This is a genomic window from Candidatus Dependentiae bacterium, from assembly GCA_018897535.1.
GTDB lineage: Bacteria > Babelota > Babeliae > Babelales > UASB340 > UASB340.
Genome location: JAHIKO010000065.1, coordinates 1 through 13,011, shown reverse-complemented (window position 1 = coordinate 13,011; position 13,011 = coordinate 1). Strand labels below are relative to the sequence as shown.

Sequence of the window (13,011 nt, the reverse complement as noted above, 5' to 3'; positions counted from 1 at the left end):
CGGTGTTGGTTATACAATTTATTTGGGTAGCGAAAATGAAAATTCAATGTTGGCTCAAGCAAGTAGAATCATTTATGATGCACATAAAAATGGGTTAATCGCTATTTTATGGATTTATCCAAGAGGTAAAGCTGTAAAAAATGAACTCGATCCGGAATTAATTGCCGGAGCGTGTGGTGTTGGAGTTTGTCTTGGAGCCGATTTTGTAAAAATAAATAATCCGGGCAAAGAATATTTAACAAACTGTGTAAAGGCTGCAGGAAGAACCGGTATAGTTTTGGCCGGCGGGAAACACAAAGATTCAGAATTTTTTTTAGAAGAACTTTATGAACAAGTGAACAAATTTAAAATTTCAGGATGCGCGGTTGGAAGAAATATTCATCAGAAAGATTTGGATAACGCAGTACGTTTTTGTAAAGCTATTTATGGGATTATTTATGAAAATATAATTTTAAATGACGCAAAAAATTATTTAAAAGAATAAATTAGGAATTTTATATGGTTAAATATTGTTGTAAAAGAATTATAGTTTATTGTCATTTTTTTATAAGTGCGGCCAAATCGTTTGGCTTATTGCTTGTTGGTATGTGGAGGCTTACAAAAGTTCCTCAACCGGCAATTACAATATTTGGTGGTTCCAGGATTACGGCCGATAGTATTTATGCTAAAAAAGCGTCAAAAATTGCTGAATTATTGGCGTTAAATAAATATTCAGTAATAACCGGTGGCGGTCCGGGAATTATGGAAGCAGCAAATAAAGGTGCATATGAAGCCGCAAAAAAATTGGGTATAAAAAAATTAAAAGCTCCAAGATCGGTAGGTATATCTTTGACCAGCTTTTCAAAAGAAATAAGAAATAAATATGTTAATGATATGATTTTAATGCGACATTTTTTTGCAAGAAAATGGCTTTTGGTCAGATACTCAATAGGGTATATTGTTTTTCCCGGAGGGTTTGGAACGTTAGATGAATTATTTGAAGTTTTAACTTTAGAACAAACGTCTAAAATGCAAAAGTTACCGGTAATTCTTATTGGTAAACATTACTGGGGACCACTTATTTTTTGGGCAAAAAAAAGGGCACTAACCGAAGGTCTTATAACTGAGCAAGATTTAAAGCTTCTTCATGTTACAAGTTCGGTTAAAGAAGCTGTAGAAATAATTAAAGAATGCTGTAAATCAAATGGAGATATGCAAAAGCCTTTATATCATGCCAAATGAAGCTTGCAACTGTTTTCGTGCGAAATCACGTCGAAGCATTCACATGGGAATTTAAATCTCTGGTTTTATGCGAAGACGGATAATTAATATGCATAACTTTCTCTAGCTGCTTGACCTTCAACCTTCTTCATTTGAGCTCTGTAATTTACGGAAGCCGGAGGCATTTGTGGAATATATTTTATGTTTTCTTCAGATGTATATGTGGCTCCGGAAAAACTTGCATTTGATCCTAAATCGACAAGATTGGAGTATTTAAAATTTACAAATGCTGCAAATATTGTATTTGCAAAATTTATAGAACCGTTAAATTTTGCCCAACGAAATGTTGCTTCTTGGCTGAATGTTGTATTTGCATAATTTGCTCTTACACCGAATGATGCTCCAAAAAAGTCAGCTTGTTGTGTAAATGTACATGAACTAAAATCTGTAATTTTTGAAAAATTGGCAAATCTGAATTTTGCTACTTGCTGAAAAATAGATCCTTTAAATGATAGGTCGAAAGCAAAGTTTGTTGTTAAAAAATCAGATACTTCTTTAAAAATACATTTTTCAAAAATTGTATTTTGATTAAAATTTGTTTTATGAAAATATATTTTTTGAGCGAAAATTGAATTATAAAAAGTTACAATATTATTGAATGAAGTTAAAACAAAATCGCAAGTATTTTCAAATACACAGTTGGAAAAATCAGCACTGCCATTAAATTGGGCGCCCTCAAGTTTTAAATAACCCTTAAAATTTGCGCCTGTAAATTTTGCTCTATTTTTAAAATTCACGGCAGTGCAAAAAACGCCACCATTAAATATGGCACCCGATGCATCAAGATTATCAAATGTATAACTGCTTAATTCAAGATCTTCTTTAAATGTAGCTTCATCACCAACGGATATTGTTGTTCCATAGTAAACCCAATTTATTGAGCCATTAGCTCTTTTACCGGCTTCAGCTTTTGGTAATTTTACATATTCTAGAAATCTATCTTTTGAGTTTTCCATTGTTTTAAGTTTTTCTATTTGTTCAGCTGTAACCTTTTCAATTGCATAAGATTGATTAAAAGTAAGTAAATAAAATAAAAATAATATTTTTTTTAGCATAATTATTCTCCTTTTTTAAAAATACTTTTCTTTGTAAGTATATTAAAATGCAAAAATATAAAGCAATTAATAAGATAAAAAGAGATAAAAATTTTAATTTGAAATCTTAATTTTTAAAATTAAAAAATCTTAGTCACTTTATATAAGATTTATCTTGTTTTTTTATTTTTTTTACCTATAATTGTTCTTTGACATTAATTTGTAATGAATGTATAAATGTTCTTTTAGATATTTTGAAATTTTATAAATATAATTCTTAAAATTTGGAAGGGTTTTTATGATAAAAAATATTAAGCCTTTGTATGATAAGGTTTTAATTAAAAGAGTCGAAAATGAATCTGTTTCTGCAGGCGGTATAATTATTCCCGATTCTGCTCAAGAAAAAACACAAATAGGTTTAGTTAAAGCTGTTGGAACCGGAAAAGTAAATAATGATGGTTCAATAAGATCTTTGAATGTAAAAACCGGTGATAAAGTTTTGTTTGGAAAATTTTCAGGTACGGAAATCAAGCTTGAAAGTGAAGAATATTTAATTATTCGTGAAGAAGAAATATTGGCTATTGTTGAGTAAGACTGGATCTTGAATCAAAGCCTGCCGGCCATAGCTTTAGCGACGGCTGGTTCAGGATGACAAATTAAAAAAGTTGTTAAAAATTTTGAATGGAAAAAATTATGGCAAAAGAAATTTTATTTGGGCAAGATGCTCGAAACAAAATATTAAAAGGTGTAAATACTCTTGCTGATGCAGTAAAAATTACACTCGGTCCTAAAGGTAGAAATGTTGCAATAGAAAAATCTTTTGGTTCTCCAACCATTACAAAAGATGGTGTAAGTGTTGCAAAAGAGATCGAATTAAAAGATAAATTTGAAAATATGGGCGCTCAGATGGTTCGTGAGGTTGCATCAAAGACGGCCGATGTAGCCGGTGATGGAACGACAACAGCAACAGTTTTGGCTCAAGCAATTTATCGTGAAGGTATGAAAAATACTACAGCCGGTGCCAATCCTATGGATATTAAACGCGGTATTGATATTGCAGTTAAAAAAGTTGTAGATGAAATCAGCAAAATTTCAGTTCCTGTGAAAGATAAATCCGAAATAGCACAAGTTGCAACAATTTCTGCAAATTCAGATTCCGCTATTGGAGATCTTATTGCAAATGCAATGGATAAAGTTGGAAGACACGGTGTAATAACTGTTGAAGAAGCAAAGGGAATGGAATCGGAACTTGAAGTTGTTGAAGGTATGCAATTTGATAGAGGTTATCTATCTCCATACTTTGTAACAAATGCTGAAAAGATGGAAGTGCTTTTAGATAATCCTGCAATTTTAATTTATGACAAAAAAATTAATAGCATGAAAGATATTTTGCATATCTTGGAAAAGATAGTAAAACAGGGTAAATCGCTATTGATAATAGCTGAAGATATTGAGGGCGAAGCTTTAGCAACTTTAGTTGTTAATAAAATGCGCGGATCCTTAAATGTAGCCGCTGTAAAAGCTCCGGGTTTTGGTGATAGACGAAAAGCTATGCTCGAAGACATTGCGGTGCTTACAAACGGTAAACTTATCTCAGATGATTTTGGTGTTAAATTGGAAAGCGTATCTTTTGATTATTTAGGTTTTGCAAAGAATGTAAAAATTACAAAAGATAACTGCACAATAGTTGATGGTGCCGGAGCTCAAAAAGATATAAAAGCCAGAGTTGCACAGATTAAAGCAGAAATGGATGTAACAACATCTGAATATGATAAAGAAAAATTACAAGAACGTTTGGCAAAACTTTCAGACGGTGTTGCAATTATTAAAGTTGGTGCTGCGACAGAATCTGAAATGAAAGAGAAAAAGGATAGAGTTGATGACGCTTTACACGCAACAAGAGCCGCTGTTGAAGAAGGTATTGTTGCAGGAGGCGGCGTAACACTTCTAAGAGCGCAACACGTTCTTGATTCTATAAAACTAATAGGCGATGAAGCTTTAGGTGTTACAATTGTCAGAAAAGCTTTAGAGGAGCCTTTAAGAATTATAGTTGAAAATGCCGGATATGAAGGTTCGGTAGTTGTTAATACAATTAAAAATTCAAAAGATCAAAATTTTGGATTTGATGCTAAAAATGAGATTTATACGGATCTTATTAAAGCCGGTGTTTTGGATCCTGCAAAAGTTACAAGATCTGCATTGCAACATGCAGCATCAATTGCAGGGTTGTTATTAACTACTGAAGCTATTGTTTCAGAAATTCCTGAAGAAAAACCAGCTGCTCCAGCAATGCCTGCCGGCATGGGTGGTATGGGTGGCATGTATTAATTTGTTAAACAATATGGGCAATAATATTTTATTGCCCATATTATTATTTTTTATTTAAAAAAATAGTTAGCAAAACATACTATTTAAAATTTCTTCAGAAATAGGTTTTTCTTTGAGCTTATCATCATCTTTTAGTGCTAATAAAGCCGTTATAATTTTAGAAGTTGCATTTAATAGTTCTGTTGTGATTTTTCTATATAAAGTATTAAATTCTCTGTATATATTATCATAGTAATTTTCTTTTTCTTCATCTTTGCATTGATATGCTTCATTTGCCAAGCGGTCTGATTCATCGATTATAAGATCACAAAATTTTAGTGCAGAATTAAGATTTTGATTGCATCCTTTACCTTTGTAAAGCATGTATGTAAACTCAATTAAAGCTTCAATGTGATTTTGTCTTGCTGCAGCTTCTATAAGATTAAATGCTTTTTCATTTTCGCCATTTTCAAGATAACTCAGGCCTTCTTGATATTGCATTTCAGGATCAATTTCTGTTTTGTTTTTATCCATAGCAGAAATATTAATAATTTGTGTATTTATTAGTATCGAAATTATTAATAAAAATTTTTTCATAACGCACTCCCCCTGTAAAATGGTAAATTATTTTACATATATATATTAGCTCTTTAAAAATATCTAAAGATATTAATTGTAAAATTTTTGAGTTTATTCTGTAAAATAAACAAATTTGATTTAAATAGTTAAAAAATAAAGAGGGCCAAATTTTAATTTGGCCCTCTTTGAGTAATAATTATTTCAAAAATTATTAATTATCTGAAATTGCAGTAAAACCAATAATATTACTAATTTTTAATACAGTATTTTCTAAAATCTCAGGGTTTATTGTTATTAGATAATTATAAATATTTTTATTTATTTCGATTTCTATTTTTAATTGATTTTTTTCATCAACATATTTAAATCTTGGCAGTCCAACTGCGCCTGCCGGTAATTTGTAATTTTTATAAGATATTGGATTTACCGTAAAAATATTAACTATTTTATTTGAACTGTTTTGGTTTATAGTTGGTATGTCAAATTTATTTTTACCATCTGTGCTAATTATTTTTACACTAAAAATTGTGTCATTTTCTATATCAAATTTAATTATTGGAATGTTTTTATTTTCCGATGTTATTTTTGTGGTTGGATATGTTTTATATGTATATCCCGCAGGAAGGTCTTCACCTGCAAATAATTTGCTTGCAAGTAATCTTACATTACCTGCGCTTTTATCGACAATTATTTTTGGTGCTATAGTATAAAGTCTTTCATTTGATGCGATAGTTTCTGCTATAGTAAATTCGCTTTCATTTTCTTTTGCAACTACTCTACCGTCGAATTTCATTAGATCGTTTTCTGATACATTATAATTTACAACATATTGTTTTTTATTAGGCGATATAGAAACTGTACCTTTTGAATATTTTAATTCGATTTTATTCTTAGTATCGTTTTCTATATAAAAATAATTCCAAGCACTTAATTCAAAAATAGAAAACAAACAAAAAAATAGGGCCAACATTTTTTTCATAAATTTCTCCTTTATTTATGTTGGTGTTACAAAAATATTACTTTTAAACTCTTTTAAATTTATATTTTTCATGATTTCATAAAAGCCGTTAAAACTGCAAGTTTTTACAAAAATATGGCGGCATTCAACTTTTTGTATTTTATAAACAATTGGTTTTGCGGGACCAAGAAGTGTAATATTTGGATTTATTTTTTTTATTTCTAAATTTAATTTTTTAAATAAATTATTTGTATCAAGTTCTAATTGCTCGGTACTTGAATTTTTGATTTCTATTTGTATAAGTCTTGTGTATGGGGGATACTGAATTAATTGTCTGAATGCAAGTTCTTCTTTTACAAAATTTAAATAATCTTTTTCGTTAAGATAATTAAAAATATCGTGTTCATTTATAGCTTGAACTATAACTTTACTATTTTCTTTTGATCTACCGGCTCGTCCTGCAACTTGAATAAGCTTTTGTAAGGTTGTTTCTGCCGCATTAAAAATAGGAAAGTGTAAATTTAAGTCGGCCCAAATAATTCCAACAAGTGTTACATTTGGAAAGTGATAGCCTTTAGTTACCACTTGGGTGCCCACCAAAATATCTATTTCGCCACGTTCAAATCTTGCTACAGTGGTTCCCCATTTTTTTTTCTTACTGGTCGTATCCAAATCTGCGCGTTCTATTATTGCTTTTGGGAAAAGCTCGCTTAATATTTGAACAGCTTGTTGTGTTCCTATTCCTTTTCTTAAATAGCTATCTTTTGTTGGGTTACACTCAGGACAAAATTTTGGTAAGTCTTTTGTATAATCGCAATAGTGACAAACTAATTTTTCATTATTTAAATTATTGTTCTTGTGTAAAGTTAAGCTTACCGAGCAGTTTGGGCATTCAAAAATATGACCGCAATTTTTGCATTGTATAAAAAAGCTAAAACCCCGTCTGTTTATATAAATTATTATTTGTTCTTTTTTTGTAAGCCTGTCTGAAATAGCATCTTCAAGTTGTTTTGAAATCCAAAAAGATTTTTTGTTTTTATTTTCTTTATTTTTTAAGAAAACTAATTCTATTTTTGGAAAAGCTCCGGAAAATCTGTGTGTTAATTTTTGCAGGTCCCAATTTTTATTTTTTACATTATAAAGTGAATTTAGGCTGGGTGTGGCTGAGCCGAGTATTATTGGAATTTTATAAAATTGTGCTCTCCATAAAGCTAATTCTTTACTGTTTATTTTAGGATATTTTTTTTCTTGAAAGCCGGTTTCATGTTCTTCGTCTACTATAATTAAGCCTAAATTACTTATTGGAAGTAAAATTGGCAAATGTACACCTATGATTAAAATTGGTTTTTTATCTAAAAGCATCTGCCATAAAATTTTTTTGTCTGAATTGTTTGAAGCTGAATGAAATCCTATTATATTTACAAAATTTGGTAATTGTTTTTTTAAAATATCTTGAAATTGTAGAGCTAAAGTTACTTCCGGTAACAATAAAATAACAGACTTATTTTTTTTTATAGATTCTAAAATTAAATTTTTATAAATTTCTGTTTTTCCCGATCCGGTTACGCCATGTAACAATACAGGCTTATATTTATTTTTATCAATACAATCTTTTAAATTATTTATTATTTGAGTTTGTTCTTTTGTTAAATTTATTTCATTTGTAAGTTCTTGATTATTTTTAGTAAATAATTCTTGTTTTTCAAATTCGTTTTTAAGAATAAAACCTCTTATTCTTTGATAAAAATATAATGGATTTACAAAATAAAATTTTGAAATTTTTTTTATAAATTCATGAAATAATAAATCGTCCGGAAATTTTTGTAATTCATTTATTTCTTTGATTTTAAAAGTTATTTTTTTCGGTTTTTCATCATATGTTTTAAGTACAAGCGCAGGTACGTCGTAATTTTTTATTGGAACATTTACAACTTTTCCTTCAAGATCATTTTGGGAAAAGTTTTGTGGAATTTTATAAAAAAGAGGTTTTGGAAAACCCTTTAAAAGTCTTACCAATATGTACATTTTGTTACCCTTATTTTTTGGTAAATTTATTGTAACATTTGTGATGGTTTTTAGATAATAAATATTTTTTTTAAAAAAAATATTATTTTATTTGACAAAGTATGTATATTTTTGTCTATAATAAAATTGTAGTAGTAATTTAAAGTTGAGTGAAGTGTTAGTGTATTGTTAAGGCCAATTAAATTTGTTCCAATTTGGAGCATAAAAAAGGAGAAAAAATGGCTGTAAAGAAAAAAGTAGCAAAGAAAGTTGCTAAAAAAGTTGCTAAGAAAAAAGTAGCAAAGAAAGTAGCAAAGAAAAAAGTAGCAAAGAAAAAAGTCGCAAAGAAGGCTGCAAAAAAAAAAATAGCTAAGAAAAAAGTAGCAAAAAAAAAAGTAGCTAAGAAAAAGGTTGCAAAGAAAAAAGTCGCAAAGCAACCTAAAAAAGGCAAACAAAGAATGGCTCTAAGACCTGCTGCAAAAAAGTAATAAAAACAGGTTATAAAAAATAAGCATCTGATTGAAAAGTCGGGTGCTTATTTTTTTCTTTATGTTTTCTATAATTCTTTTACAATCAATTTATGATAATACTAAATTTTATTATTTTTTTTGTTTTTGATTTATTATGTTTTGTTTTATTAAAAAAATGTTTGATATCGAGTTTATTGGTTTATTTTTTTAGCGTGATTTTTTTAAATAAAAAAGTAAATATTTCGATAAAAATTTTGGCAATTTGCTTATTTTTTATTCAAGATTATATGGTCTATGGTATTGTCGGAGTTTCTATTTTTTATGTTTTACCAATATTGTTTTTTAATCAAAAATTGATAAAAATGCTAAATTTCAGCTCTTTTTTTGTATTTATACCGTTTATAGGCATTGTTTTTTTAGCCAAAATTATATTTTTGGACATTTTATTTTTCAATAAATATATGGGTTTCCATTCGACGTTTTTAAATATTTTTAATAGTATGTTAATAGGATGTTTAATTCTTTTGGGTTCGCGGGGTAATCGCTCTTGATAATATCAGGAGAGGAAAGTCCGGACTCCTAACAAGATGGATGCCTTACAAGGTTTCAAGTAAGGGGGGCGCAAGCCCATGGAAAGTGCCACAGAAAAGAAAACCGCCTATTTATTTAGGTAAGGGTGAAAATGTGTGGTAAGAGCACACGGATGGATAAAGTAATTTATTTATCAGGTAAACCCCATCCGGAGCAAGACAAAGTAAGCAAGTTATATGTCTCTTGTTCTTTAACACTTGCGGGTATGTCGCTTAGATAGATGGTTATCGCTTTAGTTTACTAAAGATACAAAATCCGGCTTACAAGTGAACCCAAAAGAATTTTTTATTTAAAATCGATTTTTAATAATCATGAATATTAAAACAAATATTACAAATTTAGCTTGGCTTATTCCATTTTTAGGTTTTTTACTTGGGTATTTTATTTTATCTGGATTTTTTGGTAAAAAAGATGTTTTAGTTCCAAATATTACCGGTAAAACTATTCAAGAGTCTTTACGTATTTTATCTCAAAATTCATTAAAATTAACGTTATTAAAAGAAATTGATGTTTTGGATTTACCTCAAGGTACAATATTAAGCCAGAATCCTGCAAAAGATTTTAAGATTAAAAACGGGCAGTCTGTTTTTGTAACCGTTTCTAAAAAACCTACTACCCAAATAACGCCAAATTTTTTTAATGTAAGTTATTCAAAGATAAATAAAATAATTTCAAATCAAAATTTAAAAACTGAAATACATTGGCTTGAAAGCTATTTACCATCAAAAAATCTTATTGCACAGTATCCATTACCCGGAGATTCTTTAGACAACAAAAAATTGATTTTATATTTATCTAAAGGTAGCAACAATTTTTTTATAGTACCAAATTTCAAAGGTTGCAGCTTGAGTAAATTAAGAGAAGCTATCGAGGATAGTAATGTAAGTTTAGAATTATTTTATAAAAACACAGATTATTCATATAAAGCTGAAGATGAAATAGTTGTTTTTGATCAAAAGCCAATAGCTGGATCCATAGTTGATCTTAGTAAAAAATTATATCTTCAAATTTTGGTAGAATGATATAATTTTTTAAAAACTGCCAAAGATATTCCAATTAAAAAAATTGTTAAAAATGGTATGGATATTCCAACTCTTGATATATTGCTTATACATATAAATATTAAATAAGAGCTACTTAACATTGCAAGTATTGGTATTATTTTATTAATAAAACTATTTTCTTTTAATATTTTAAATAAAGAAATACTGCTTAATAAATATGCTATGGTTACACCGAATACAACCATATATTGAAGATTTACCTGATTTTGGCTTATTGCCAGCAATATTGAAGCTAATATTCCCTGAATAAACATACTTACATATGGAACATTATTTTTATTAATTTTTGTTATTAATTTTTTAAATGGAAAATTATTATCATTTGAAAGCGCATATAAATTCCAACAATTACTTGAAATAAGGCTGAATGCTCCACCAAGAATTGATGCAAAGACTAAAGAATTTATTATTGAAGGTATGATAGAATTTATACTAAATATTTTTGAACAGAGTAAAAATACCGGAATAACCACAGTCGTTAATTCTGTGCCCAATGCAAAGTAAAGTGCAAATTGTACCAGTGTTGTTATTGTAACAACTATAAAAAAAGAATATAAAATTGCTCGCTTAATATTTTTTTCCGGGTTTTTTACCATATGCCCGATTGAACAAACTATTTCAAAACTTATTAAAGCGTATATTGCAACTGGAATTGCAAAAAATAAATTTTTAAAATCAGTTTGGGTTAATATAAAAAAATTCGGATTAAAAATTGAAAAACTTGTAAATATCACAAAAAAGAGAGGTATAAATTTTGCGCTAGCAAAAAGATATTGTATTTTACCGCCCAAGTTTAAACCCAAAATATTTAAAAGCATTAAAGTAAAAATCAAAATTGCGTCTAAATTTAAGATGGAAAAATTTTGTAATATCGAAATTTTGTTATGAAAAAATGTTACAAATGTATTTACCAAAAGACCTGCAGCAGTTGCTTTACCTAAAAAATAACTCCAGCCGCTTAAAAAGCCTAATGAGTTGCCAAGCGTTTCTTTATTGTAAATATAAAGACCTCCGGCTACAGCTTTTTTTTCAGCTAATTTTGCTATTGTTAAAACTATTGGTAACAATAAAAGTGCACTTATTAAATATGATAAAAAACCAAATGTTCCCAAAAAATTAGTTAAAGGCGCAGGGTTCATAAAAACTCCTGCACCTATCATTATGTTTATATTTATTAATATCGCAGTTATTAAACTTATTTTATTTTCTTTTATCATTAAATACCTAAATATTAAATATAAATATTAAAATTTCTTATATTAATAACCAAGATATTCTGTTATAGACATTTTTACTACTTCTTCTTGTGTTGCATCTGGGTATTCTTTGATAATTTCTGAAATTGTTTTTCTAAATGATTCTTCATCTCCATCGCAAAAAGACATGTTCCATCTGAAGAATTCCATCATGATTTGGGAATAAATTTGATCAACAAGATATTCTGTTATAAACATTTTTACTACTTCTTCTTGTGTTGCATCTGGGTATTTTTTGATAATTTCTGAAATTGTTTTTCTAAATGATTCTTCATCTTCATCGCAAAAAGACATGTTCCATCTGAAGAATTCCATCATGATTTGGGAATAAATTTGATCAATTTGAGATATTGTATTATTCGGTTCGTTTGGTTTAGATTGATCAATAACCATCATGCTATTTAAATTTAAGTTGTGAGATAATGCAAAAAATATAAAAATAAAAAAAATTCTTTTGAACATATTAACCCTTTATAAAATAAAAAATTTATTTAATTTGTTTTTCCAAGACTCTTGTTTGAAAGATCAAAATAGAAACTGCTGCTGGCGTCATACCCGGGATAATCTGAGCAGCCGCAATTGTTTCCGGCTTATAAAATTTCAACTTATTCTGTAATTCTACAGATAAACCGGGCATTTGTGAATAGCTAATTTCGCTTGGTATTTTTAATGTCTGATATTTTACTAATTTTTCTGCTTCAATTTTTTCTTTTTCAATATAGCCGGCATATCGAATTTCAGCATGAATACACAATAAAATTCTTGATGTGAGTTTATCAAGATTAATAAAATTGTTAAAATTTTCATTTAAATTTTCATGTAAAATTATTTTTGCTTGATCTTGTATATCGACTGTCCAATCTATTGAATGAAATAGTTTAAAAAGTTCACTATGTGTGCCCAGTTTTTTAATAAGTTCTATAGATTTTTCTATAATATTTTTTTCTATTAAAAATTTATTATATAAATTATTATCTATTAAATTAAGTTTTTTGCCGTAAGGCATTAAACGTAAAAATACATTATCTTGACGCAGCAACAATCTTCTTTCGGCTCTTGATGTAAACATTCGATATGGTTCATCTACACCGATTGTAATAATATCATCTATCATTACGGCTATATAACTTTCATTTCTGTTTAATATAAATGGTTCTTGATTATTTATTTTTAAGTGAGCATTAATTCCGGCAATAATACCTTGTCCTGCAGCTTCTTCATATCCTGTTGTTCCGTTAACTTGGCCGGCAAAATATAAACCATCAACTGTTTTAACTTCAAGAGTGTGTTTTAAATTATTTGGTTGAATAAAATCATATTCTATTGCATATCCCGGATCTGTGAATATAGCATTCTCAAAGCCTTGAATTGAACGAACATATTTTTCCTGAATATCTAATGGTAAAGATGTTGAAATTCCTGCAGGATAAATTTTTTCTAAATTTTCTCCATCAGGTTCAACAAAAACATGATGAGAATTTCTGTCCG

Annotated in this window: 13 protein-coding genes and 1 other RNA gene; 7 read left to right on the top strand and 7 right to left on the bottom strand. The window is 28.6% G+C overall.

Annotated elements, in window-relative coordinates; all coding sequences use genetic code 11:
- Together KKE07_04600 and KKE07_04595 are read left to right on the top strand one after the other, a co-directional pair.
- The coding region (locus tag KKE07_04600; protein ID MBU4270122.1) for an aldolase at positions 1 to 484 on the top strand (484 nt) is incomplete at its 5' end.
- A gap of 14 nt (positions 485 to 498) precedes the next feature.
- On the top strand, positions 499 to 1,221 hold the full coding sequence (locus KKE07_04595; protein MBU4270121.1) for a TIGR00730 family Rossman fold protein: 723 nt from the start codon (positions 499 to 501) through the stop codon (positions 1,219 to 1,221).
- Positions 1,222 to 1,304: 83 nt separating this feature from the next.
- Here KKE07_04595 and KKE07_04590 read toward each other — a convergent pair whose 3' ends face one another.
- On the bottom strand, positions 1,305 to 2,315 hold the full coding sequence (locus KKE07_04590) for a pentapeptide repeat-containing protein (protein MBU4270120.1): 1,011 nt from the start codon (positions 2,313 to 2,315) through the stop codon (positions 1,305 to 1,307).
- A gap of 277 nt (positions 2,316 to 2,592) precedes the next feature.
- Between KKE07_04590 and KKE07_04585 the strand changes: the two genes are divergently transcribed.
- Positions 2,593 to 2,886: a co-chaperone GroES gene (locus KKE07_04585; GenBank protein MBU4270119.1), complete on the top strand. Its 294-nt coding sequence runs from the start codon at positions 2,593 to 2,595 to the stop codon at positions 2,884 to 2,886.
- Positions 2,887 to 2,987: 101 nt separating this feature from the next.
- Positions 2,988 to 4,622 carry a chaperonin GroEL gene (gene groL / locus KKE07_04580; protein ID MBU4270118.1) on the top strand — a complete coding sequence of 545 codons (1,635 nt, stop codon included), beginning with the start codon at positions 2,988 to 2,990 and terminating at the stop codon, positions 4,620 to 4,622.
- A gap of 66 nt (positions 4,623 to 4,688) precedes the next feature.
- Here groL and KKE07_04575 read toward each other — a convergent pair whose 3' ends face one another.
- The 3 genes from KKE07_04575 to priA all read right to left on the bottom strand — a co-directional run bounded on the left by KKE07_04575 (position 4,689) and on the right by priA (position 8,163).
- The gene (locus tag KKE07_04575) at positions 4,689 to 5,198 is read right to left on the bottom strand and encodes a hypothetical protein (GenBank protein ID MBU4270117.1); all 510 of its coding nucleotides are present in this window, start codon (positions 5,196 to 5,198) and stop codon (positions 4,689 to 4,691) included.
- A 193-nt stretch (positions 5,199 to 5,391) separates the two neighbouring features.
- Positions 5,392 to 6,159, bottom strand: a complete 768-nt coding sequence (locus tag KKE07_04570) for a hypothetical protein (protein MBU4270116.1) — start codon at positions 6,157 to 6,159, stop codon at positions 5,392 to 5,394.
- A gap of 15 nt (positions 6,160 to 6,174) precedes the next feature.
- Entirely contained in the window at positions 6,175 to 8,163 is a 1,989-nt protein-coding gene (gene priA / locus KKE07_04565) for a primosomal protein N' (protein MBU4270115.1), read from the bottom strand.
- A 218-nt stretch (positions 8,164 to 8,381) separates the two neighbouring features.
- On the opposite strand from priA, the gene KKE07_04560 reads away from it, so the two are divergent.
- The 3 genes from KKE07_04560 to KKE07_04550 all read left to right on the top strand — a co-directional run bounded on the left by KKE07_04560 (position 8,382) and on the right by KKE07_04550 (position 10,225).
- Positions 8,382 to 8,630, top strand: a complete 249-nt coding sequence (locus KKE07_04560; GenBank protein MBU4270114.1) for a hypothetical protein — start codon at positions 8,382 to 8,384, stop codon at positions 8,628 to 8,630.
- Between the two features lie 507 nt (positions 8,631 to 9,137).
- An RNA gene (gene rnpB, locus KKE07_04555) (RNase P RNA component class A) lies at positions 9,138 to 9,482 on the top strand.
- A gap of 32 nt (positions 9,483 to 9,514) precedes the next feature.
- Entirely contained in the window at positions 9,515 to 10,225 is a 711-nt protein-coding gene (locus KKE07_04550; GenBank protein MBU4270113.1) for a PASTA domain-containing protein, read from the top strand.
- On the opposite strand, the gene KKE07_04545 is transcribed toward KKE07_04550, so the two are convergent.
- From KKE07_04545 to KKE07_04535, 3 genes are all read right to left on the bottom strand, one after another.
- Complete coding sequence (locus KKE07_04545) at positions 10,207 to 11,484, bottom strand: APC family permease (protein MBU4270112.1); 1,278 nt, start codon at positions 11,482 to 11,484, stop codon at positions 10,207 to 10,209. The two genes, KKE07_04550 and KKE07_04545, sit on opposite strands and share 19 nt — an antisense overlap.
- A 42-nt stretch (positions 11,485 to 11,526) precedes the next feature.
- The gene (locus KKE07_04540; GenBank protein MBU4270111.1) at positions 11,527 to 11,985 is read right to left on the bottom strand and encodes a hypothetical protein; all 459 of its coding nucleotides are present in this window, start codon (positions 11,983 to 11,985) and stop codon (positions 11,527 to 11,529) included.
- A gap of 25 nt (positions 11,986 to 12,010) precedes the next feature.
- Positions 12,011 to 13,011: tRNA uridine-5-carboxymethylaminomethyl(34) synthesis enzyme MnmG (locus KKE07_04535; protein ID MBU4270110.1), on the bottom strand; the 1,001-nt coding region annotated here is incomplete at its 5' end.